Source organism: Mesorhizobium sp. Root102, assembly GCF_001425625.1.
GTDB lineage: Bacteria > Pseudomonadota > Alphaproteobacteria > Rhizobiales > Rhizobiaceae > Mesorhizobium.
The window spans coordinates 1-22004 of the sequence record NZ_LMCP01000002.1 but is presented as its reverse complement, the minus strand read 5'-3'; the positions used below and the strand labels follow the sequence as shown (position 1 = coordinate 22004).

At 61.0% G+C, this 22004-nt stretch carries 19 protein-coding genes, 2 tRNA genes and 1 pseudogene; 9 read left to right on the top strand and 13 right to left on the bottom strand.

The window, feature by feature from the left end; all coding sequences use genetic code 11:
• Nucleotides 1-31 precede the first annotated feature (31 nt).
• Together argS and ASD12_RS03530 are read right to left on the bottom strand one after the other, a co-directional pair.
• A complete protein-coding gene (gene argS, locus ASD12_RS03535; RefSeq protein ID WP_056581989.1) occupies nt 32-1789 on the bottom strand; it encodes an arginine--tRNA ligase in 1758 nt (585 codons plus the stop codon).
• Nucleotides 1790-1864: 75 nt separating this feature from the next.
• Nucleotides 1865-3079 carry a deoxyguanosinetriphosphate triphosphohydrolase gene (locus ASD12_RS03530; protein WP_056581987.1) on the bottom strand — a complete coding sequence of 405 codons (1215 nt, stop codon included), beginning with the start codon at nt 3077-3079 and terminating at the stop codon, nt 1865-1867.
• A gap of 76 nt (nt 3080-3155) precedes the next feature.
• On the opposite strand from ASD12_RS03530, the gene erpA reads away from it, so the two are divergent.
• From erpA to ASD12_RS03510, 4 genes are read left to right on the top strand one after another with little or no spacing between them, the layout of a single operon-like run.
• Complete coding sequence (gene erpA / locus ASD12_RS03525; protein ID WP_056581985.1) at nt 3156-3503, top strand: iron-sulfur cluster insertion protein ErpA; 348 nt, start codon at nt 3156-3158, stop codon at nt 3501-3503.
• A 2-nt stretch (nt 3504-3505) separates the two neighbouring features.
• Nucleotides 3506-3898 (top strand): VOC family protein, encoded by a 393-nt coding sequence (locus tag ASD12_RS03520; protein WP_056581982.1) that lies wholly within the window; start codon nt 3506-3508, stop codon nt 3896-3898.
• Nucleotides 3899-3905: 7 nt separating this feature from the next.
• Nucleotides 3906-4700: an exodeoxyribonuclease III gene (gene xth / locus ASD12_RS03515; RefSeq protein WP_056581979.1), complete on the top strand. Its 795-nt coding sequence runs from the start codon at nt 3906-3908 to the stop codon at nt 4698-4700.
• Nucleotides 4701-4752: 52 nt separating this feature from the next.
• Nucleotides 4753-5070, top strand: coding sequence for a hypothetical protein (locus tag ASD12_RS03510; protein WP_056581976.1), 318 nt, complete (start codon nt 4753-4755; stop codon nt 5068-5070).
• A gap of 49 nt (nt 5071-5119) precedes the next feature.
• Here ASD12_RS03510 and ASD12_RS03505 read toward each other — a convergent pair whose 3' ends face one another.
• The 4 genes from ASD12_RS03505 to ASD12_RS03490 all read right to left on the bottom strand — a co-directional run bounded on the left by ASD12_RS03505 (nt 5120) and on the right by ASD12_RS03490 (nt 12338).
• The gene (locus ASD12_RS03505; RefSeq protein ID WP_056581973.1) at nt 5120-5959 is read right to left on the bottom strand and encodes a tetratricopeptide repeat protein; all 840 of its coding nucleotides are present in this window, start codon (nt 5957-5959) and stop codon (nt 5120-5122) included.
• A complete protein-coding gene (ilvD, locus tag ASD12_RS03500) occupies nt 5946-7670 on the bottom strand; it encodes a dihydroxy-acid dehydratase (protein ID WP_056581971.1) in 1725 nt (574 codons plus the stop codon). Before ilvD ends, ASD12_RS03505 begins: the two co-directional genes overlap by 14 nt.
• A gap of 291 nt (nt 7671-7961) precedes the next feature.
• Nucleotides 7962-9197, bottom strand: a complete 1236-nt coding sequence (locus ASD12_RS03495; RefSeq protein ID WP_056581968.1) for an OmpP1/FadL family transporter — start codon at nt 9195-9197, stop codon at nt 7962-7964.
• A gap of 357 nt (nt 9198-9554) precedes the next feature.
• Nucleotides 9555-12338: a valine--tRNA ligase gene (locus ASD12_RS03490; RefSeq protein WP_056581965.1), complete on the bottom strand. Its 2784-nt coding sequence runs from the start codon at nt 12336-12338 to the stop codon at nt 9555-9557.
• 149 nt (nt 12339-12487) lie between these two features.
• On the opposite strand from ASD12_RS03490, the pseudogene ASD12_RS33920 reads away from it, so the two are divergent.
• Nucleotides 12488-12586, top strand: a pseudogene (locus tag ASD12_RS33920) (VOC family protein); the annotation flags it as partial.
• 65 nt (nt 12587-12651) lie between these two features.
• Here the strand turns inward: ASD12_RS33920 and ASD12_RS03485 are convergent.
• The 4 genes from ASD12_RS03485 to ASD12_RS03470 all read right to left on the bottom strand — a co-directional run bounded on the left by ASD12_RS03485 (nt 12652) and on the right by ASD12_RS03470 (nt 16094).
• Entirely contained in the window at nt 12652-13473 is an 822-nt protein-coding gene (locus tag ASD12_RS03485; protein WP_056581962.1) for a PopZ family protein, read from the bottom strand.
• A 216-nt stretch (nt 13474-13689) separates the two neighbouring features.
• On the bottom strand, nt 13690-15081 hold the full coding sequence (locus ASD12_RS03480) for a TolC family outer membrane protein (RefSeq protein WP_056582372.1): 1392 nt from the start codon (nt 15079-15081) through the stop codon (nt 13690-13692).
• A 180-nt stretch (nt 15082-15261) separates the two neighbouring features.
• Nucleotides 15262-15930 carry a protein-L-isoaspartate O-methyltransferase gene (locus ASD12_RS03475; protein ID WP_056581959.1) on the bottom strand — a complete coding sequence of 223 codons (669 nt, stop codon included), beginning with the start codon at nt 15928-15930 and terminating at the stop codon, nt 15262-15264.
• A 90-nt stretch (nt 15931-16020) separates the two neighbouring features.
• Nucleotides 16021-16094: transfer RNA gene (locus ASD12_RS03470), tRNA-Cys, on the bottom strand.
• 226 nt (nt 16095-16320) lie between these two features.
• On the opposite strand from ASD12_RS03470, the gene ASD12_RS03465 reads away from it, so the two are divergent.
• Nucleotides 16321-16527, top strand: coding sequence for a hypothetical protein (locus ASD12_RS03465; protein WP_056581956.1), 207 nt, complete (start codon nt 16321-16323; stop codon nt 16525-16527).
• Nucleotides 16528-16551: 24 nt separating this feature from the next.
• On the opposite strand, the gene ASD12_RS03460 is transcribed toward ASD12_RS03465, so the two are convergent.
• The gene (locus tag ASD12_RS03460) at nt 16552-16809 is read right to left on the bottom strand and encodes a hypothetical protein (protein WP_056581953.1); all 258 of its coding nucleotides are present in this window, start codon (nt 16807-16809) and stop codon (nt 16552-16554) included.
• Nucleotides 16810-17033: 224 nt separating this feature from the next.
• Here ASD12_RS03460 and ASD12_RS03455 point away from each other — a divergent pair.
• Both ASD12_RS03455 and ASD12_RS03450 read left to right on the top strand, forming a co-directional pair.
• Nucleotides 17034-17108: transfer RNA gene (locus ASD12_RS03455), tRNA-Asn, on the top strand.
• A gap of 94 nt (nt 17109-17202) precedes the next feature.
• The gene (locus ASD12_RS03450) at nt 17203-18501 is read left to right on the top strand and encodes a site-specific integrase (protein WP_056581950.1); all 1299 of its coding nucleotides are present in this window, start codon (nt 17203-17205) and stop codon (nt 18499-18501) included.
• Between the two features lie 188 nt (nt 18502-18689).
• Here the strand turns inward: ASD12_RS03450 and ASD12_RS03445 are convergent, their stop codons facing one another.
• Nucleotides 18690-20243 (bottom strand): ATP-binding protein, encoded by a 1554-nt coding sequence (locus ASD12_RS03445; RefSeq protein ID WP_056581949.1) that lies wholly within the window; start codon nt 20241-20243, stop codon nt 18690-18692.
• A 1209-nt stretch (nt 20244-21452) separates the two neighbouring features.
• On the opposite strand from ASD12_RS03445, the gene ASD12_RS03435 reads away from it, so the two are divergent.
• The gene (locus ASD12_RS03435) at nt 21453-21782 is read left to right on the top strand and encodes a hypothetical protein (protein ID WP_056581947.1); all 330 of its coding nucleotides are present in this window, start codon (nt 21453-21455) and stop codon (nt 21780-21782) included.
• 26 nt (nt 21783-21808) lie between these two features.
• Here the strand turns inward: ASD12_RS03435 and ASD12_RS35025 are convergent.
• Nucleotides 21809-22004, bottom strand: a 196-nt coding sequence (locus tag ASD12_RS35025; protein WP_210173851.1) for a hypothetical protein, incomplete at its 5' end; no start/stop codon positions are given.

Below are 22004 nucleotides of genomic sequence, written 5' to 3'. Positions count from 1 at the left end.
GGGCAAAAGGTGACAGGTTATTTAGTCAAACCTAACGCATTTCGGTGGGCGCGGCGGCTCCGATCAACGTCAGGCCGGACGTCAAAACGTCCGAAACAGCCTGCACCAGCCCTAGTCTGGCATGCGTCAATTGTCGGTCGTTAACCTTAACAAAACGTAAGTCCGGATTATCCGTGCCACGGTTCCAGTGTCCGTGGAAGCTGGAAGCCAGATCATAGAGGTAGAATGCCAGCCTGTGCGGCTCGAGCGCAAGTGCCGCGGACTCGATCAGACGCGGGTATTCGGCAAGCTTGCGGATCAGGCCGATCTCGCCCTCGTCGGTCAGCAAAGCCACGGCGGACGCCAGGCTGTTGCGGTCGAAATTGGCCTCGCCCAATTGCTCGCTCGCCTGCCGGAACACCGAATGGCAGCGCGCCGAGGCGTACTGCACATAAAACACCGGATTGTCCTTGGACTGCTCGGTCACCTTGGCGAAGTCGAAATCCAACGGTGCATCGTTCTTGCGGTAGAGCATCATGAAGCGGATCGCGTCGCGGCCGACCTCCTCCACCACTTCGCGCAGCGTCACGAAATCACCGGACCGCTTCGACATGCGCACCGGTTCGCCATCGCGAAACAGTTTCACCAATTGGCAAAGCAGCACGGTGAGCTTCACCTCCTCGCCGGCAATCGCCCGCGCCAGGGCTTCCAGCCGCTTGACATAGCCGCCATGGTCGGCGCCGAGCACATAGATCAAGTCGACGAAACCGCGATCGACCTTGTCCTTGAGATAGGCCACGTCGGCGGCGAAATAAGTGAATGAACCATCCGACTTGACCAGCGCCCGGTCCATGTCGTCGCCGACCGCGGTCGAGCGGAACAGCGTCTGCTCGCGGTCCTCCCAATCGTCGGGCTTCTCGCCCTTGGGCGGCGGCAACTTGCCCTTGTAGATATGGCCCTTCAGCGTCAAATCGTTGATCGCCGAGCGGATCTTCCTGGCATTGTCGGCGTGCAGCGTGCGCTCGGAGAAGAACACGTCGTGATGCACGTTGAGCATAGCCAGATCCTCGCGGATCATCGCCATCATCGCATCGATGGTGCGGTCCTTGACGATAACGAGCGCCTCGTCATCCGGCATCTGCAGAAGCGAGCGGCCGAATTCCGCGACCAGCGCCTGGCCGACTGGCACCAGGTAATCGCCGGGATAGAGGCCGGCGGGTATTTCGCCGATGTCGTCGCCCAACGCTTCGCGGTAGCGCAGCAATGCGGAACGGCCGAGCACGTCGATCTGCGAACCGGCATCGTTGATGACATATTCCTTGGTCACGTCGTAACCGGCAAAGGCCATCAGGTTGGCGAGCGCGTCGCCGACGACGGCACCCCTGCAATGGCCGACATGCATCGGCCCGGTCGGATTGGCCGAGACATATTCGACATTGGTCTTCCTGCCGCCGCCAACCGTCGAGCGGCCGTAGTTGCGGCCCTCGCCAAGCAGTGCGGTCAGATGCGTCTGCCAGAAGCCGTCCTTGAGCCTGAGATTGACGAAACCAGGACCGGCCACTTCTGTCGCGGCGACATCCTTGTCGTCGCGCAGCGCCAGCGCCAGTCTTTCGGCCAGCGCGCGCGGATTCTGGCCGGTCGGCTTGGCCAACACCATGGCCGCATTGGTCGCCAGATCGCCATGGCTGGCGTCGCGCGGGGGCTCGACGGCAATGCGCGACAGATCAGGCGAAACGCCATCATTGCCTTTCAGATCAAGCGCTTCGACGGCTTTTATGATTCGCGCGGTGAAATCGGCGAAAATGTTCATTTGTGTGACTCTGGGGTCTGGCTCTGGCGGCTTTGCAGCGAATCCGGCTCGTTGGCCGGCAAAATCGAGCCCGCCCTAGCTCAATTCAGGCGTATGGTCAAACAAACGCCGGTGTTCCTTGAGCGCGTAGGTGTCGGTCATACCCGCCAGGAAGTCGGCGACGCTGCGCGCCTTGATGCGATCGTCGGCCCGATCCAGTCCCTCGCGCCAGCCGTCCGGCATGGCGCGCGGATCGGCGAAATAGGCGTCGAACAGCTCCTTGACGATCCGCTCGGCTTCCGCGCGCACCCGCATCACATTCGCATGCCGATAGAGATGCTTGTAGAGAAAGGCCTTTAGTTCTTTCTCCAAGGCGGCCATTTCGGCCGAGAAAGTGACCATCGTCTCGCCCGCCGCCCTCACCGCATCGGCGCTCTGCGGCCTGATGCGCTCCAGATTGGCTGTGGTGGAGACAATGACATCCTCAACCATGGCGGTGATCTGTCGCCGCATCAGCTCGTGGCCGGTGCGCACGTCATCGAGGGAGGGATAGCGTGCGCGCACGCCTTTCAGGATCGTTCCCGGCAGCGAAACCGTATCCAGCATGTCCAGCGTCAAGAGCCCTGCCCTCAACCCGTCATCGATATCATGCGTGTTGTAGGCGATATCGTCGGCGATCGCCGCGCATTGCGCCTCGATGCCGGCAAACCGGTCCATCTCAAGGTCGTGCAGTTCGGAATAATCACGGATCGCCTGTGGCACCGGCCCTTTCAGGCCTTTGCCGTTGGCGTCCGTCAGCGGTCCATTGTGCTTGACCAGGCCTTCCAGCGTTTCCCAAGTCAGATTGAGCCCGTCGAATTCGGCATAGCGCGCCTCAAGCCTTGTCACGATGCGCAGCGACTGCGCGTTGTGGTCGAAGCCGCCCCAGGCGGCCATCTTCTCGTTCAGCGCGTCCTCGCCGGTATGGCCGAAGGGCGTGTGGCCGAAATCATGTACCAGTGCCACCGCCTCGGCCAGATCCTCGTCGCCACGCAGCGCCCGTGCCAGGGCGCGCGCGATCTGGGCCACCTCGATCGAATGGGTCAGCCGGGTGCGGTAATGGTCGCCTTCATGCGCAATGAAGACCTGCGTCTTGTGTTTCAGCCGGCGGAACGCCGTCGAATGGATAATGCGGTCGCGGTCGCGCTGGAACGGCGTGCGGGTCGGGCTTTCCACCTCGTCGAACAGCCGCCCGCGCGACTTTGCCGGATCGCAGGCATAGGCTGCGCGTGGCCGATAACCGAATCCGATGTCGCCCAACTCATTGGTCATGGCTGATGCTGCCGCAGTTGACTTGGCCCCTCGCGCTTCATACCTATCATGTGAAACCGAAAGCAAGGTGACGCCCATGGGCGCTGATGCCAAGACTGCCATGAAAGTCGATATGACCGAGGCCGCCGCCAGGCGGATCGCCAAGATTGTCTCGGGCGAGGCCGGCAAGACGGCGCTGCGCGTTTCGGTCGAAGGCGGTGGCTGCTCGGGCTTCTCCTACAAGTTCGACCTGGTCGAAGGTGCGAATGACGATGACGTCGCCATCGAGAAGGACGGCGCCACAGTGCTGATCGACGACCTCTCGCTGGTCTATATGGGCGGCTCGGTGATCGATTTCGTCGACGATTTGATGGGCCAGTCGTTCCAGATCCGGAACCCGAATGCCGTCGCCTCCTGCGGCTGCGGCACGAGCTTCTCTGTATAGCCATGCCTGCCATCGGCGCGGTCCGTCAGATCGCGCTGTCGGCTGGACGTGACCTCGACGCGACACTGGCCTTCTGGCGCGACGTGCTCGGCATGAGTCTGCATGCCCGCTTTGATCCGCCGGGCATCGCCTTCATCATGGCCGACGATATCAGACTGCTGTTCACCGACGGCATACCTGCCGGCACCGTCTATCTCGACATATCGGACCTTGAGGACTTCCATGCGCAGGCGAAAGCTTCGGGTGTCCCTTTCACCGCGCCGCCGTCGCTTGTCCATCGCGATACCGAGGGCCAGTTCGGTCCAGCGGGGGAAAGCGAATGGATGGCCTTCCTAAAGGACCCGGCAGGCAATACGATCGGACTGGTCGAACGCCATCCGCCGCAAGAACAATGAGACCGTCATGAAAATCGTCACCTGGAACATCAACGGCGTGCGCGCCCGAATTGGCAACCTGACCCATTGGCTGACCGAGAGCGCGCCCGACATCGCCTGCCTGCAGGAGATCAAGACTGTCGACGAGCAATTCCCGCGCGCCGAGATCGAGGCGCTTGGCTACAATGTCGAAACTCATGGCCAGAAGGGCTTCAACGGTGTCGCCATCCTCTCGAAATTGCGCTTCGACGAGGTGATCCGAGGCCTGCCCGGCGACGATTCCGACGAGCAGGCGCGTTTCATCGAAGGCGTTTTCTCGACCGACAAGGGTGCATTGCGCGTCGCCTCGCTCTATCTGCCGAACGGCAATCCGATCGATGACGAGAAAAAGTTCCCCTACAAGCTGTCCTGGATGGCACGGCTGGAGCGCTGGGCGCAGGAGCGGCTCAAGCTGGAGGAGGCCCTGGTGCTGGCCGGTGACTACAACGTCATTCCCGAGCCGATCGACGCGCGGTTTCCGGAGAACTGGCTGGGCGACGCGCTGTTCCAGCCACAGACGCGGCAAGCCTTCCGGCGGCTGCTCAACCTTGGTTTCACCGAGGCGGTGCGCGCGGTCACCGACAGGCCCGACACCTATACGTTCTGGGACTATCAGGCCGGCGCCTGGCAGAAGAACAACGGCATCCGCATCGACCATCTGCTTTTGTCGCCGGAAGCCGCCAACCGTTTCTCATCGGCTTCGATCGAAAAGCATGTGCGTGCCTGGGAAAAGCCTTCCGATCACGTGCCGGTGGCGATTGATCTAGCGCTGCAACCTGCCTGACTGCGTTAAACCCTCACATCGCCCCATTTTGCGCCGTTGGTTGCGGGCCAGCATGGCGGCTGGGGTTCCCATGACCATTCGATTTTCTATTTGTCCGATCGGCCTGGCATTTGTCCTGGCCGCTCCTGCGGCGGCATTTGCCGACCAGGAATGCCTGGCCAATGGAAAATCCTACCAGCTTGGCCAGGTCGCCTGCCTGACGGTTGCCGACCAGAGCCATCTGGCCCGCTGCGACCTGGTGCTCAACAACACCTCGTGGACGAAGGTCGCGGACAGCTGCCCCGCAAACACGATTGCGCCGCACCCGCACGCCACGCCGATCTCGACGCCGGCTCCCAGCATGGTGCCGACGGAGCCGAGCGCGCACTGATCAAGATCGAAATAGAGTGCTGTTGGGTGAGGCCAGCGCGGCTGCAAAACTACTGGTCCGCGTTGTTGCCCTTGGTAAGGATGTCATCAGCCAGCGAGATCGCGGTGCGGCGGTCGGCTTCGCCGGCAGTGGCGAATGCCTCCTCCTGCATGCCGCGGATCCAGGGCTGATCGGCAGGCGAAGCGCGTTCGAGCGCTGCCGTCATCATCGCCAGGCCACGAACGATCTTGCCGCTCTGGAACAACAGGTGGCCCAGTGTCGCCTGGGCGCCGGCATGGCCCTTTTCGGCAGCGAGCTGGAACCAGCGCCCGGCCTGCCTGACGCTGGCCTTCACGCCGCCCTCGCCCTTCAGGAACATCTGCCCCATTTCGAACTGCGCGTTGGGATTGCGATAGTTGGCGGCGGCGCGCATGTAATATTCCTGGGCCGCGACCTCGTTCTCGGTAACCGGGCTGCCGGGAATACCCTTGCGCAGATAGTCGCCAAGCGCCACCAGCGCGTCGGAGACATAGCTTTCCTCGGGCGAGCCGGGCTCGACATCCTGGTCGACGATTTCCGAGAAGAACTTGAACGCCTCATAGTCGTCGCGCGCCACGCCATCGCCCTCGGCATACATGCGGGCAAGCTTCCAGGTGGCACCGATCTGGCCGTTCTCGGCGGCGTATTTATAGGCCTCGGCGGCCTGTTCCTTGTGGCCGTTCTTATAGGCGGAGAAGCCGAACTGGAACACCGCCCAGGGGCTGGATTGCGGCTTCACGCCGGTCTTGTCGTCGAACACCTTGTCGTCGAAGGCCATGGCCTGGCCCACGGCGCCAAAGGTCGCGCCAAAAGTGGCGATCACGACCAGTGCCGAAAAGACAGACGACCTCAACAACTCAGATGTCCGCATAGCAATGTGTTTCTTTCGCACCGCCCGGATGGGTCACCGCGCCATCGCGCGCCGGCCCTACCGTCTGTGCATATTTCCATATCGCGCCCGACTGATAGTCGGTCGTGCGCGCCTTCCAGGTCTTTGCCCTCGCCGCCAGTTCGCTATCGGACAACGCCACCTCGATCGTGCCGTTCACCGCGTCGATCGAGATCACGTCGCCATCCCTGAGCAGCCCGATCGGACCGCCCACGGCTGCCTCGGGCCCGACATGGCCGATGCAGAAACCGCGCGTCGCGCCCGAGAAGCGCCCGTCGGTAATCAGCGCCACCTTGCCGCCCATGCCCTGGCCGTACAGCGCTGCCGTCGTCGACAGCATCTCGCGCATGCCGGGACCGCCGCGCGGCCCTTCGTAGCGGATGACGAGAACCTCGCCTTCCCTGTAGTTGCGATGCGTCACCGCCTCGAAACATTCCTCTTCCGAATCGAAGCAGCGCGCCGGGCCGGAGAACTTCAACTCCGCCATGCCCGCGACTTTCACGATCGCGCCTTCGGGGGCAAGGTTTCCCTTCAAGCCCACGACACCGCCGGTTTGGGTAATGGGTCTGTTGGCCGGGCGGACCACATCCTGGTGTTCATTCCAGGCAACGTGCTGCATGTTTTCGGCCAAAGTGCGGCCAGTCACGGTCATGCAGTCGCCATGCAGATAACCGTGGTCGAACAGCGTCTTCATCAACAGCGGAATGCCGCCGGCCTCGAACATGTCCTTGGCGACATATTTGCCACCCGGCTTGAGGTCGGCGATGTAGGGCGTCTTCTCGAAGATCTTCGCCACGTCGAACAGGTCGAACTTGATGCCGGCCTCATGCGCGATCGCCGGCAGATGCAGTGCCGCGTTGGTCGAGCCGCCGGTTGCCGACACCACGGTCGCCGCGTTTTCCAGCGCCTTCAACGTGACGATGTCGCGCGGCCGGATATTCTTCGCGATCAGTTCCATGATCTTTTCGCCCGAGGCGAAATTGAAACGGTCGCGCATCTCGTAGGGTGCCGGCGCGCCGCAGGAGTAGGGCAGCGCCAGGCCGATCGCCTCGGCGACGGTGGCCATGGTGTTGGCGGTGAACTGGGCGCCGCAGGAGCCGGCCGACGGACAGGCGGCTTGCTCGATTTCAAGCAGTTCGGCATCGTCGATCGTGCCGACCGAGTGCTGGCCGACCGCCTCGAACACGTCCTGCACGGTGATCTGGCGGCCGCGATAGCTGCCGGGCAGGATCGAACCGCCATAGATGAAGATCGATGGCACGTTGAGACGCACCATGGCCATCATCATGCCGGGCAGCGACTTGTCGCAGCCGGCCAGGCCAACCAGCGCATCGTAGCAATGGCCGCGCATGGTGAGTTCGACCGAATCGGCGATGACCTCGCGCGACACCAGCGACGACTTCATGCCCTGATGGCCCATGGCGATGCCGTCGGTCACTGTGATGGTGCAGAATTCGCGCGGCGTGCCGCTGGCGGCCGCGACGCCCTTCTTGACCACCTGTGCCTGGCGCATCAGTGAGATGTTGCAGGGCGCCGCCTCATTCCAGCAGGACGCGACGCCGACCAGCGGCTGCGCGATCTCGGCCGCCGACAGGCCCATCGCATAGAGATAGGAACGGTGCGGCGCACGCGCCGGACCGACGGTCACATGGCGACTGGGCAGCTTGGCCTTGGAGATGACTCTGGCGTCCATACTCTTCCTTGCCGCGGGCGGTGCGGCCTGCCCCATCGCCGAGCCTTTTGGCGCGTGTCCCGAGACAAGATCGAGGTGCGCCGGGTTTATGGCGGGAAATGGGCAATTTCCTCAGCCTGACTTCTAGCGCAGGGGTTGTTCAGAAAGTGTTGCCAAAACGTCACAATCGCACGAGGCGAAAGCGGCGCGGCTCGTATGCAACGCAGCTTGGCTGAGACAATCGCGGGGCAGCACGAACTCAAACGAAAAAGGCCGGGCGATGCCCGGCCTTTTGTTATACTTTTCCGAGACTTAGAACTTGATCTTGAGGCCACCCGAAATTGCCGTGACCAGATCGTTGCCGAAATCATAGCTGACTTCCTCGCCGGCCACATAGCCGTTTTCGCCATTCACTGTTCCCGAATGGCCGCTGGTCAGCACGCCAATCGCACCGGCCAGACGAACTTCGATATTGGGCTTCGGTGTATAGGCGACACCACCGCCCACAGTCCAGGTATCGGTCTGCGAGCCATAGCCGTGTGAAGTGCCGCGATCCCATGAAAGCTGGCCGGCGGCGCTCCACTGATCATTGAACTTGTGGCCGATGCCGCCGGTGACGGTCCAGCCGTCGCGGTACATCAAATCCAGCGAGGTGATCTGGCCTGAATGCAGAGTATCACCCGTAACGCAATCCGAAGCGGGAGTACCTTGGACACAAATCGGAACACTCTGCAGCAGGCTCCAGTTGACCCACTTGAGCGAACCAAAGGCAAGCCAACCGGGCGCAATGCCCGACTGCAACTTCAATTCCACCGTATCCGGCATGTACTCTGTCGCACCGTAGATCGGGAGCACGACACTGCCAACATGCGTCAGGTCCAGCGTGCCCGAGATATTGTCGAGCTTGACCCGCGAATTGTAGACGAGGCTGGCACGCAGCGCGATCTCAGGGATTTCGTAGGCGATGCCGGCGCGCCACCCCCAGCCGGTGCCTTTGAGATCCACCCGACCGGTTCCCTGGAAATCCGGCACCAGAGGCGATACCAGGTCTTGCTTGAAGCCATAGACTTCCTGGTAATAGACACCGCCAATGAAGCGAACCTGGCCTTTGCCCGCATCCATTTTGTAGGAGCAAGTCGTGGCGTAGTTGTTGCTCTTGATGTCGGTTTCCATGTTGGACTCGGAACCGGCCCACAGACCCGGATTTGTATGTGCGCCCCAAGGCTGGGAATAGTCGAACATACAGTCGACACCCTGGACGATCTGCGCCTTGACGCCGATGCGCGGGACCCAATAGCTCTCGCTGTCCTTCGCCGTGCTACCGAGGAATGTCACATCCCCGTCGTTCGGGTCCGTGTCCACCGCATTCTTGAGTTTGCGCTGCGGCATCACATAGGTCGATTCCGCTTCGGTCGCGAACGGAGCCGGGTCAAACAAAAGATCGATGTCGTAACCGCCGCGCTCCAACCCACCGGCGTGCGCCGTCCCGATCAAAGCCAGCGAACAGCACCCCGCCCCCAGCAGTGCTTTCAGTCGCAGAATAATCATGAGATGTTCTCCCCGAATTCGAGTGCATCAAGCTAGAACCAATTCAGGTTAACGGTGCAATAACGAATTCAAGGGCGTACATGTACGTATTCGCCAGGCGCATTTTCGAAAAAATGCAACCGGGTACAGCAAGGGCGAAAAACGGCCCATGCGGGGGTATCGTCCGAAAAAAAGGAGAACAACCGCCTAAAAAGGCTCGAAAACAGTGCTTTTTTAAGGGCCACGGGCCCCATTGTTACATTATGGCAACAATGGGGCAAAAACTCCCGTTTACATCAAAATTAACGCAACGGAATGCCGATTTTGGAGGCAAAAAACCGGCATTTGGAGAGGGCTAAAGTCTAGCGAATCTATCCCTCACCCGGCATCACGAACCCGGGTCAACGCCACCGATAGCTTGTCCTGCGCATCGCGGTACTCAGCGAGCTTTTCGCGCTCGGCATCGACGATCTCGGCCGGCGCGCTGGCGACGAATCTTTCGTTCGACAGCTTCTTGTGCAAGCGCGCGATTTCCTCGGTCACCTTGGCCAGTTCCTTCTGCAGCCGCGCCGCCTCGGCGGCAAGATCGATCAGGCTGCCAAGCGGCAGACAGATCGTCGCCTCGTTGAGCACGATCTGCGCCGAACCCTTTGGCGCGATATCGGCGAGCGAGATGTCGCCGATCCGCGCCAGCCGCTTGATCGCGGATTCCTCGCGAACGAGCCGTTCGCGTGTCACAGCGTTGGCGCCGACCACGACCAGCGGTGCGATGGCTGCCGGCGGCACGTTCATCTCCGAGCGCACCGAGCGGATGCCGGAGACGAGGTCGACCAGCCAGTTGATGTCGGCGGCGGCATCCGCGTCTTCGAAGTCCGGTGACGGCCACGCGGCATGACACAGCAGCGACGACCGTTCCTTGCCTTCGCCTGCGGTCTGCGCCCACAGTTCCTCGGTCATGAACGGCATCATCGGATGCAGCAGCTTGTAGATCTCGTCGAGCACGAAGGCGACGCAGGCGCGGCTTTCGGCCTTGGCCGCCTCGTCGGTACCCATGAACACCGGCTTCAGCAGTTCCAGATACCAGTCGCAGAACAGGTTCCAGACGAAGCGGTAGGCAGCGCCTGCCGCCTCGTTGAAGCGGTATGAAGTGATGCCGTCCGTGATCTCTCGCGCGGCCCGCGTCAGCTCGGTCAGGATCCAGCGGTTGACGGCCAGCTTGGCGTCGTTCAGCCAGAATTCGTCATTGCGCGCGACCTCGTTCATCTCGGCAAAGCGCGTCGCGTTCCAAAGCTTGGTGCCGAAATTGCGATAGCCGGCGATGCGTGCCGGGTCGAGCTTCACGTCGCGGCCTTGCGCCGCCATCACCGTCAGGGTGAAGCGCAGCGCATCGGCACCGTATTCGTCGATGAGATCGAGCGGGTCGATGACGTTGCCTTTCGACTTCGACATCTTCTGCCCGTTCTTGTCGCGCACCAGCGCATGGACATAGACGGTGTGGAACGGCTCCTCGTCCATGAAGTGCAGGCCCATCATCATCATGCGGGCGACCCAGAAGAAGATGATGTCGAAGCCTGTCACCAGCACGTCGGTCTGATAGTAGGTCTTCAGCTCGGGCGTCTCATCGGGCCATCCCAAGGTCGAGAACGGCCACAGCGCCGACGAGAACCAGGTGTCGAGCACATCCTCGTCGCGGGTCAGGATCTCGCCCGGCTTGTAGTTCTCGAGCTTGTCCTCGACCCAGGCCTTCCATGGGCCTTCCAGTGCCAGATAGTATTCGATCGCCGCGCCAAGGGCCTCTTCCTCTGTCTTCTCGACGAAGACGCGCCCGTCCGGCCCGTACCAGGCCGGGATCTGGTGACCCCACCACAGCTGGCGCGAGATGCACCAGGGCTGGATGTTCTCCATCCAGTCGAAATAGGTCTTTTCCCAGTTCTTCGGCACGAAGTTCGTGCGGCCTTCGCGCACCGAGGCAATCGCCGGCTTGGCCAGTTCCGCCGCGTTGGCATACCACTGCTCGGTCAGGAACGGCTCGATCGGCACACCGCCGCGATCACCATGCGGCACCGCGTGGCGATGTGGCTCGACCTTTTCGAGGAAGCCGCCCTCTTCCATCAGCTCGACGATCTTCTTGCGCGCAACGAAGCGGTCGAGGCCGTCGAGTTCATCCCAGACCGCCTGGCGCTCCGGCGTCACCTCGAGGCCGGCAAGGAAATCCTCATTTTCCCTGAGGCTCACCGCCGCCTCCGTGGTGAGGATGTTGATCGCCGGCAGCTTGTGGCGCTTGCCGACCTCGAAGTCGTTGAAGTCGTGCGCCGGCGTGATCTTCACCGCTCCCGAACCCTTTTCCGGATCGGAATACTCATCCGCCACCACAGGAATCCTGCGGCCGACGATCGGCAGAACGATGTTCTTGCCGACCAGATGCCGGAAGCGCTCGTCGTCAGGGTGCACGGCGACGGCCGTGTCGCCCAGCATCGTCTCGGGACGAGTCGTCGCCACGGTGATGAAGGTTTTCGGATTTTCCGGGTCGAAGACCTCACCCTCGATGGGATAGCGGAAGTGCCAGAGATTGCCGTTGACCTCCTGCTGCTCGACCTCGAGATCGGAGATCGCGGTCAGCAGCTTGGGATCCCAGTTCACAAGGCGCTTGTCCTTGTAGATCAGCCCTTCTTTGTAGAGCGTGACGAACACTTCGAGCACGGCCTTGGACAGGCCTTCGTCCATGGTGAAGCGTTCGCGTGACCAGTCGGCCGAAGCGCCGAGCCGCTTCAGCTGGTTGAAGATCGCGCCGCCGGATTCGGCCTTCCACTCCCACACTTTCTCGATGAACTGTTCGCGGGTAAGGTCGCGGCGATGGATCTGCTTCTCCATAAGTTGACGCTCGACCACCATCTGCGTGGCGATGCCGGCATGGTCCATGCCCGGCTGCCACAAGACGTTCTTGCCGCGCATGCGCTCGAAGCGCACCAATATGTCCTGCAGCGTGTTGTTGAGCGCGTGCCCCATATGCAGCGAACCGGTAACGTTCGGCGGCGGGATGACGATGGTGAAGGCCTCGGCCCCCTCCTCCGCCCCGGCACCGGCGCGAAACGCGTCGGCCTCTTCCCATACTTTGGCGATCTTCGGCTCGACGGTTTTTGCGTCGTAGGTCTTTTCAAGCATGGGAAAATGGTCCGCGCTGTCGGGAGTTTTGCTGGTCCGGTGTAAATCGGAAGGTATTGGCCAAGTCAACCGCAAGGGCTGTCTTGGACACTCGACGTCAAATAGGCGTGACCATGAACATTTCAACGGGACAAGGCGGCAACGGGCCGTTCCGCCAGACGTTGCGAACCGCACCGTCGGGCGCCCGCACGTTCATCGTCAAGGATCCCGACGGAAACCTCATCTGCTTCGCCACCAGCGCGAACTGACCTCACCGAAGAGAAACGGCGCCACGAAGGCGCCGTTTCTCCTGGGCAATCGGTATGGGGAACTACTACGCCCCGCGCGCCACGCGCTCGATCTCCTCGCGCACCAGCCTTTCGACCAGTGTCGGCAGATTGTTGTCGAGCCAATCCTGCAGCATCGGCCGCAGCATCTCTTCTGCCATCTCGTCGAATGTCTTCTTGCTGCGGCTGGCAAACGCATCGGAGAGCTCACCAAAGGCGGCGGCGACCTGCCGGCCGGTGTGCTCGGAAACGATCGCCGGACGCGGCGCGTCGCTGGCCGCCACCGGCCGCAACACGCTTGCATCGGGACGAGACGGCTCGATGACCGGGTCCGTGGCCGGCTCGTCCCTGAAATTGTCCACCGGCGGCTGGGCAACCGACTTGCGTGCCTCTCCCCTGTCCGGCACCGCCCTCGCCTGCTCGCCAACCGCGGCGATCTCGCGCCGCCAGTCGGCGACGGGGGCGTCGGTGGCAAGGACAGGACGCGGTGCTGGTGCGTCGACAGTGGCCGGCTCGGCCGCAACACGGGCGCTGACCTCGGCAAGTGTCATCGATGGCCTTGCCGGGGTGGGATCGGGGCGCACCGGCGTTTCCATGCGCGCGATCACCGGCTCGACCGCAGGTAACTGTCCCTGGACTCCCGCCAGCGTCACCGGCTTCCTGACCTCGGGAGCCGCATGCAGGTCGGCACGAAATGCTTCGACGTCGGGGGCTGCGGCGGCGTTCGACGCCGGCTCCAGATCCTGGAGCAGTTCATCGGCATCGCCCGGCTGCTTGCGGCCGCCGTCGCTGTCCTCGATGATCCGCCTGATGGAAGCCAGTATCTCTTCCATGGAAGGTTCGCGCTGTGCGCTGCTTGCCGTTGCCATCGTCACATCCGCCGCCTTTGTGACCCCTGTGGGTTTCCGCTCCGGCAAAGCCGGATCGAATCATGGCGACAGCGTAACCGACGGAGCGCCGCACGAGAATCCCCAATCTGGGGACTTGTGGGATTTCAACAGATTAGCGCGATCCCGAACACAAGAGCAGCGGGGCAAAAAAAGCGCGCTCAAACGGGAAGACGGCAAAGTCCGGGCCGAACGCCCTCAGCGGCCGTCCGGCGTGCGCAGGCCGTACCACTTGTCCTTGACTGCGTTGTAGTGCTCTTCAGGCTTGTATTTTGTCACCTGCAGGCCAAGGCGATCGACGGACAGACGACCTGTCGCCTGCAGGATGGCGTAGCTCGCCACCACCACATCATGTTCAAAGCCGGCCTGGTTGATCTCGGCGGTGATGACCGTTGCCTGTGCGTTGAGGACATCGAGTGTGGTGCGCTGGCCGACATTGCGTTCTTCGATGACGCCGCTCAGTGCCAGCTTCGCTGCCTCGATCACTTGCCTGTTGGCCGCGAGGCTTTGCTGCGCGGCGGTATACTCGGTCCAGGCGGCGGTGACGGCCTGGCGGACCTGGTCGCGGCTGACGTCGACCTCGATGCGGGCCTGACTGAGAGATTCCTTGTCCTGGCGCACGATCGCCGAGGTGCGCCCACCGGAATAGATCGGGATGGTCAGCGTTGCCCCGACACTGGCCGAATTTGTCGTGCCGTCCTGCGAACCGACGCCCGGCAAGGGCGAGGTATTGCGATAAGCGCTCGAAACGCCAGCGGATGCCGACAGTTGCGGCAGCAGCGCACCTTCGGCCGACTTCACCGAAAACGCGGCGGCATCAACCAGGTGCTGGGTGGCAAGGATGGCTGGATGCTCGTTCGAGGCCACCCCGACAGCGGCGGCAAGGCTCGACGGCAACAGCTTTGCCACCGGCGAAGCGCCCTTGAGCTTGCCAGGTTCGTCGCCGACGATCTGGCGGTAGAGTGCCGCACTTGCCAATGCCTGCGCCCGGGCAGCACTCAGCGATGCCACGGCGGCCGCCCTCGAAGCGTCGGCCTGCGCCACGTCGGTGCGTGTGCCTTCGCCAACCTCGAAGCGCGAACGTGCCGCGCGCGCCGTTTCGGTCAGGAACTGCAGGTTCTGCTCGGTCAGCACGGCGATCTGCCGGTCGCGAATCACGTTCATATAGGCCTGAGCGGCGCTGAACAGGATGCCCTCTTCGGTGTTGCGAAGGCTTTCGACCGAAGCGCGGACCTGTGCTTCGGCGGCAGCAACATTGTTCCTGGTCTGAAAACCATCGAACAGCGTCTGATTGATCTGGACGCCAAAATTGCCGGTGGTCAGCCGCACGCTTGAGTTGGTGCCGTTGAGATGGCTGCTGGAGTAGTCGATATTCGCCGAGCCGGTGACGGTCGGGCGCCAGCCCGACTTGGCGATGGCGACGCCCTCATCGGTGACACGAACGCCGGCACGGGCCGAATTAAGCGAAGAATTGTACTGATATGCCTTTGCAAGCGCGCCGGAGATGCTTTCGGCCGAAGCGGCCAGTGGGGACAGCATGGTCGCCGAAACGAGGACGGCGGTGAAAAATGACTTGCGTACAGACGGCACGGTTAAACCCTCATTCGTTTCCATGGGAACTGCGCCGCGCCAGCTTCTCCTTTGAGCAGCTGTAGCGGCGTGTTTCATGTTCCCTGCTGCTCAGCCCCAAAGTGCCCCCAGTCTGGGATCAGCAATGATCGTTCAAATGCAAGCGACCATGACAACGCCTCTCCTGCAAGGCAAAATCATTCAGAATTCGAAGGCACGAATGCGTTCGAATCCCGGTAGTGGCTTAATTGCCGCATTAAACGCGCGTCTTCCGGTTACAACCCCCCCCGCTTTGAAAAAAAGTCGGGCCACGCCGGAATTGCCCTGTCCTTCGACGGCGACGAGTCGGCCACCTTCGGCAAGCTGGTCGAGCAGCGGGGCCGGCACTTCCGCGACGCTGCCGCCGACAAAGATGACATTATATGGAGCCTGGGCTGCATGCCCTTGCGGCAATACCCCCTGGACAACGGTCACATTGCCGCAGCCAAGCGACGAAAGCGTCGATCTGGCGGTTTCGGCCAGCGCCGAATCGCTTTCGAGCGCGACCACGGATCCGGCCAGCCGCGACAGGATGGCCGAGGCGTAGCCCGTGCCGCAGCCGACATCGAGCGCCGAATCGGTCGGGTTGATCTCGGCCAGTTGGATCAGCTTGGCCAGCGGCGAGGCTTCCATCAGGTAGCGCGCGCCGTCAGCGCCTGCGGCAATGCGGATGTCCTCGTCGATATAGGCGAGATCGCGCTGGGCGGCGCCGACAAAGACCTCTCTTGGGACGACAAGCATGGCGTCGATCAGCGGCGCGCTGGTCACATCGGTGGTGCGAACCTGACCATCGACCATTTTGACGCGAAGCTCGGAGAAATCAGCGCTCATGTCCCAACCAATCCGCTTGCCGCGCCAGAACCGCGGTTCATTACGTCAGGAACTTCAGGCCCCAGCGCTGCTGCGCGGGGGCCCGGGCATTGGAGGCCTCGCCCGGAATCGAACCGGGGTGCAAGGATTTGCAGTCCTCTGCGTAACCACTCCGCCACGAGGCCTCGTTGCTCCCGGCGTTCCACCCGGTTCCAATAGGTTGCGGCGAAAATGCCGTCAAGCGGCCACCGTGCATTCCGAACGGTTTCCTCGGCGCGAGTGCGGACAGCATCCGTCAAATCCTCATTACCCAGGCAACACAACGGCATATTAGCCGATTGTTAAGCATGACCAACCGCCGGAAGAAACGCATCAACGGCCCACGCGTTGAGCACGCCAGGAGGCAAAGCGATGCACCAGGCAACTGTGGTAAAGGACAAGAACGCGCCGTCCGGCCTGTCCCTGTCGCGGTGCGGAGAGCTTTTGCACCACGCCATCGACCGCCTGTCCATCGAAGGTGCGAGCAGCCTTTCGCCGCACGACCGGGCAAGGCTTGCCTCGGCCGCGGCGATTCTCAAGCAAATCCACGATGCATTGGAAGAGCACGCCAGCCGCTGAAGCGCGCACCTTGCGCTATCGACGTCAATCCGGTCGGCGGCGCCGTTCCCACCAGACGACAAAGCGGCGTCGGTGGCGCCGAACCATGGCGAATTCATAGGACAGCACGAGCAATCCGAGCGGAACCATCCAGAAGCCGAGGATCGGCAGGAAACCGAGGATGCCGCCGATGGTCAGCAGGAAACCGATGGTGATTCTGAGTCCGCGCGAACGCGGCATTTTGAACTCACGCCCGAAAACCGAGATTTTTCGCGCCGGCATCTGATTGTCCTGTGCTGTCATCGTCTCGAAAGATTGACCCGTTTTGATCGTTCAGGAGCATCGTTAAACCAAGCCGCAGCCGCGCATTCGGTTCCCTGCCCCCTGCCAAGACGGCTAATATGAGGGCATCCATCGACGATTGCGAGAAACGCCTATGCGAAAAAGCCTCGGAAAAATGCGAAATGCTTCTTTGCAAAGCCGAAAAGGGCAGCTATAGGCTGCGCCACTCACATAAGAGCCTCCGTTCCCCGGTAGCTCAGTGGTAGAGCAACCGGCTGTTAACCGGTTGGTCGCTGGTTCGAATCCGGCCCGGGGAGCCACTTTCCACACTGAAAGCCAGCAATCCTAAGGTTTTCAAGGGTCCCAGCTTCCCCCGAGATACATCCCGAGATACAGAGCGGGATACAAATCGGAATGTTGGTCGAAGTGAATTACCTCCAGAAACGCGGCAAAGCTGGGTGGCGTTATCGCCGCATCGTCCCCGACAAACTACGCCCGGTCATCGGCAAAAGGGAGTTCCTAGAGCCCCTTGGCAGGACCGAAGCGGAGGCCCTGAGAGCTTACCCGAAGGTCCACGCTGCGGTCGAGCGGTCCATCGTTGATGCGATGAGGAAGCTGCGCGCCCCGGCGACTGCATCATCAGCACAGCCAGGTATCGCCAAGACAGAGCTTGAGCGGTATCGATGGGCAACCCGACACGTCGCTGAGTGGAACCTGACGGACCCCGACGAGGTCGACGTCATGGCGGATCATCTGGAGGCGACCGGACAGGCTGACCTCTACCGCGCCTTGGTCGTCCCCGACAGGAAACCCGAGCCGACGCTCGAAGATGCCAAGCGGCTCTACCTCACCGAGCGCGTGAAGGATGACCGGAAGAAGGGTCTCGAACTGGAGCGGGTCTTCCGGCTGGTAGCCGAGGCCGTGGAACTGAGCAGGACGCTCGACAGCCTGAAGCGCCAAGACGCCAAGGAAGTCCGCGATCACATGCTCGATGGGCGCAGCGCCACCTCGGTGGACCGCTATCTCAATGTGGTGCGGGCCGCCATCAACCACGCTCTTAAAGAGTTCGACCTCTCCTGCAAGAACCCGTTCATGGGTCTGGAGGTCGGTGACAAGGACAAGGCCGAGCCCGACCGGGACAAGCGCCGGCCCTACACCGATGCGGAGGTCAAGATGGTACGGCAGCGCGTAGATGGCCACGCCAGTGAAACCCTCGGTCACATCTGGCGCATCCTCGAAGGCACCGGATGTCGCCTCGCTGAGGTCGCCGGGCTTCGTGTCAAGGATGTCTTCCTCGATCACGCGGTCCCGCACATAGAAGTAGAGTGGCACGACGACAGGCGCGTCAAGACCATGGCATCACGCCGAAGGGTCCCTCTCCTCGGTGACGCTCTGGTGGCCGCTAAGCAGGCTGTGAAGGCAGCCAAGGGCGAAACCGCCTTGTTCCCCGCCTACTGCCGCGAGGGTGGCCCGGCGTCCTGTTCAGCGATCCTGAGCAAGCACGTCAGGGCAGTCGTCAAGGACCCGAAGATTGGCCCCGCGCATTCATTGCGGCACCGTATGGCCGACAAGCTCGATCTGGCTGGGGTGCAGGACAGCGTCCGAGACCGGCTCCTCGGGCACACCAAGGGCGAGGCCCGAGAGGGTTACGGAGGTGGCGTGGATGCGTGGCTGCAGATTGCCACTGATGCGCTGCGAGCTGCCGGTGGCTAACAGCAGTCGCTTGAAGGCGATGCTGAAGACGATCTTGGGGGAAGCCTGAGAGGCTCCTTAATCAAGCGGGTGCAGGACGTGTTCTTCAGCCGCTTTTGGATGGTCGTGGAAAATAAATGAAGGGGATTATCCCCTTCAAACAAGTGAGTGTAATCGGCTGCTCGGGGAACCTCCGGCACCGGCTCGCATCACTGCTTCAAGGGGCGCTTCAGATAGTAGTACCGATGCCTGCTGCGGTACTTCCCCGCCGTTCGCTCTACAACGCCCTTGCTCTCCAATGACGTAAGGACGGCACTAGCGCCGCGCCAGTCTCGCCCAATCACCAATCCTGCATCCTTCACCGTCACCTTTTTCTGATCTGCCAAATAGTTGACGATCAGTTTTTCGCTTTCTGTCAGTGTCTCATATATCTCTGGGTTGATCGCGTGTGCGGCCTCAGAGCGGATGTAGAATTTCCGATGCTCGACGTTGTTCTTAAGCGTTACGATTATCTTGAAAGTGCCGATCTGCATTTGATCGAAAATCGGATCTGGAAGGTTTGCGTGTCTCATCTCTTCACGCATTCGTCGTGTGCCTTCGTAGGCACATTGGACACGATTGAAATAGAACATCGCCCACATGAGATTTGGATTTCGCGGGTTGTGAGATTCGTAGACGGTCGCTGCCGTGGTCGGCGGCATGAACGCGCCCGGCGATTCAATCACCATCCGGTCCTCAAACATCTTCACGAAGATATTCATGTTCTTCAGGTTGTAAGACCGGTGCATGATCGCGTTGACAATCGCTTCAAGCCATACCGTCTTGGGGTACTCGGGATTGTTTTGGAACCGACCATCAACGCCAAGGCGAATAAAGCTCCGCACCTGGGAGTTAATGTAGGTCTCGGCATTGACCAGTTGCGTGGCTAGAGGGCCGTCGAAGAATTCATCCGACAGGACATTTTGACTTTGCCCAAATCGTTCTTCTATCCCGTGGTAGCGAATGACCCGTATGAACGCGCCGGGCACCACGGCACGAGGGTCATTCGCAAAGAGAAGCGCACATGCAAGGTTCGGTTCGAAGCCGCTTGCGCGCTGCTTCCCTAGCTTACACAAGGCCAAAACATCGGTTACGGAATACTGGCGCTCCAGCCTTCTCTTCGCCACATACTGGCGTCGAAACTCGTCCATAAGGGCGCTGTCGAAATCCTGCGGAAACTTAAGGGCAGTGATCGCTTCGGACTCAACATCAAGTTCACCTTTTTGGAGGCGAATTTCCCGCTTCTCAGCCTCCGTCAAGCGCCGCTTTTCCGAACCCTCTCTTACGAAAGCCTCGCCAAAATCGGTCTCTACGAGTTTGTCTTCCCGGTAATAAACCCGCATCACGATGACAAAATCGTCGGCGTCCTTTGAGTTGGTGACGGCAACATCCTTGAACTCAACACGAGCGTCGGAACAGAGCCTTCGAACAGCACGTAAATCATTGCGATGGGACTCTTCGGACGCCTTGCAGCCTATTATTTCCCCATCGTTGCCGATGCCTATAAACACGATTCCGCCGGAAGGTTGCGTGTTCGCCCACATCGAAAGGTAGTCGACAAGGTCGCGCTGGCTGACAGTCACGCGCTTACGCTCTACGCGGTGGTCTTCCTTGAAGCGCCTGATAGTGTCGAAATCGCAAGCATTGAAAATGTCGTCTGGAGTCCAAAGCTGTGGTAAAGTCGGCTCTGGAAAAGTGAATTCAAAACTTTGTTGCTCAGCCATTTCGGATCATTGCTTGTCGGCGCCCTGTCGACATAGACGAAAAATGCCCGCTAATTCAAAGGCTTAATCTATGCACGGAAACACCACGTTATCACTCTCGGAAGCGCAACGAAAGGGTAAGATCGGGGAGTTCATCCGCCAGCAAGAGGCCGCAGGCGTCGGCCCTAACTAGGGAACACCGAACGCCCCTCCTGACGCCATGGGTTATGAAAAGGGGACTGATCCGATCCCTGCCCCTGAGCTGCACTTTTCTGTCGGCGACAGAAAGCCTTCATCCGATAAAGGGCTACGACGCTCGTAGGTTCGATCTCCAGGGTTCGCCTTCAGAAACCCTCAGAACGATGCGCGGTAACGCCTCCAGAAGCCCGTTCAGCGTCTTGCTGGTGTCCTACACCGGGGATCATCAGACGCCTCTCTGCGGGACAAGGCGTAGCCGGGTGCCGGTGTCTCGACTGATCGACTGGGCGAGTTAATCCCCCCACGTGATAGGAGACGGTCCTCGTGGCTTCCTGACCTCATGAGAGTTAATCCCCTCACATGATATGAGTGGCCCTCGGGCTGTCTCTGTCCTCCCGGTTCACCTGATCATCCACCTATTGCTTCACCCAGAGTTCTCTGCATTCACCTATAGGGAGGGGTCAGGGGAGGAAGAGAGCTGACCTGAAGTGGAACAAGGACAGAGTAGTCACTGATCCATCCAGCTTGAAGGTGCTACCCGAGAGGAGACCTGACCATGATCCCGAGGTGCCCTCTCAGTGACACCTGATCGACTTCCTCAACGGGACCTTGACGTGACCCGAGGCTGCACAAGTCCGTAGTCGTCCCTGCAAGCCATCGGCTGAAGAAGCCTCCCAATCGTATTCAACATGAACATCTATCCGAAGCTGGCCACATGCGTGGGTGGTTGCCGGTGTCGAGACTTGCAAGGGTCTCCATCGGGTTCCGAACCGAGGATGTCGGTCCTTCTCCTACGGTTCCGCTGTGGCCAGCTTCGGATAGCTGCTCAATCGTCGTTCGCTCTTGACCAGAACCACCTCCTCCGTCTGCACGGTCCTCGCTGTTCCCCGCAGATTGGCTCCAGTCGATACATGGACCGGGGAGTTCTCCCTACCCGACCACTCGTCGGCTTCGAGGGGGTGGTTCTGGTCAACAGCGGACCCATCATTCAAAAGGACCATGTCGTCTGAACGACCGAAGCGAAAGTACACGATGCCGAGGCGCAAGTTTGCCTCGAAGGAAGAAGCCGCAGAGGCCCGCAAGGCTTACCTGAAGGAATACAACAAGTCCTATCAACGGCCCGATGAGGATGCCTTGAGGGCTCGGAGCAGAGCCGCCTACTTCGACAACCCGGAGCCGGCCCGAGAGCGCGAGAACAGCCTTTATCGATCCGACCCTGCCTTCAGGGCGAGGAAGATCGAAGCGGCTCGACGATGGCGCAAGGACAACCCTGAGCGGGTTCTGGCGTATCGTGAAGAGGCCCGGATCAACCGCCTCATGGGCAGGATCGTCAAGGCCAAGGCTGTCTCGACGGGCACCTGAACGCGGACCTGAGGGGGTCGGAATGTTCACTGCAGATAATCGTGAACCCAATCGGATAATAGGCACGCGCCCCGGCCCCCCGTGCCACCCTCGTCGGCCAATAGATCGCCGGCAAAGCGCCTGTTGTTGATTGCCACTGAGAACTGACCCGGCAACCCAGGATATTTCCATCGAGAATTGACCCATGTTTGACCCTTACCCTGCGTTTTTTCAGCGGGGATT

Bases quoted from the DNA above. Each gene is read 5' to 3' on its own strand.
- argS (WP_056581989.1), bottom strand. From the start codon at position 1,789: ATGAACATTTTCGCCGATTTCACCGCGCGAATCATAAAAGCCGTCGAA.
- ASD12_RS03530 (WP_056581987.1), bottom strand. From the start codon at position 3,079: ATGACCAATGAGTTGGGCGACATCGGATTCGGTTATCGGCCACGCGCA.
- erpA (WP_056581985.1), top strand. From the start codon at position 3,156: ATGGGCGCTGATGCCAAGACTGCCATGAAAGTCGATATGACCGAGGCC.
- ASD12_RS03520 (WP_056581982.1), top strand. From the start codon at position 3,506: ATGCCTGCCATCGGCGCGGTCCGTCAGATCGCGCTGTCGGCTGGACGT.
- xth (WP_056581979.1), top strand. From the start codon at position 3,906: ATGAAAATCGTCACCTGGAACATCAACGGCGTGCGCGCCCGAATTGGC.
- ASD12_RS03510 (WP_056581976.1), top strand. From the start codon at position 4,753: ATGGCGGCTGGGGTTCCCATGACCATTCGATTTTCTATTTGTCCGATC.
- ASD12_RS03505 (WP_056581973.1), bottom strand. From the start codon at position 5,959: ATGCGGACATCTGAGTTGTTGAGGTCGTCTGTCTTTTCGGCACTGGTC.
- ilvD (WP_056581971.1), bottom strand. From the start codon at position 7,670: ATGGACGCCAGAGTCATCTCCAAGGCCAAGCTGCCCAGTCGCCATGTG.
- ASD12_RS03495 (WP_056581968.1), bottom strand. From the start codon at position 9,197: ATGATTATTCTGCGACTGAAAGCACTGCTGGGGGCGGGGTGCTGTTCG.
- ASD12_RS03490 (WP_056581965.1), bottom strand. From the start codon at position 12,338: ATGCTTGAAAAGACCTACGACGCAAAAACCGTCGAGCCGAAGATCGCC.
- ASD12_RS03485 (WP_056581962.1), bottom strand. From the start codon at position 13,473: ATGGCAACGGCAAGCAGCGCACAGCGCGAACCTTCCATGGAAGAGATA.
- ASD12_RS03475 (WP_056581959.1), bottom strand. From the start codon at position 15,930: ATGAGCGCTGATTTCTCCGAGCTTCGCGTCAAAATGGTCGATGGTCAG.
- ASD12_RS03465 (WP_056581956.1), top strand. From the start codon at position 16,321: ATGCACCAGGCAACTGTGGTAAAGGACAAGAACGCGCCGTCCGGCCTG.
- ASD12_RS03460 (WP_056581953.1), bottom strand. From the start codon at position 16,809: ATGACAGCACAGGACAATCAGATGCCGGCGCGAAAAATCTCGGTTTTC.
- ASD12_RS03450 (WP_056581950.1), top strand. From the start codon at position 17,203: ATGTTGGTCGAAGTGAATTACCTCCAGAAACGCGGCAAAGCTGGGTGG.
- ASD12_RS03445 (WP_056581949.1), bottom strand. From the start codon at position 20,243: ATGGCTGAGCAACAAAGTTTTGAATTCACTTTTCCAGAGCCGACTTTA.
- ASD12_RS03435 (WP_056581947.1), top strand. From the start codon at position 21,453: ATGCCGAGGCGCAAGTTTGCCTCGAAGGAAGAAGCCGCAGAGGCCCGC.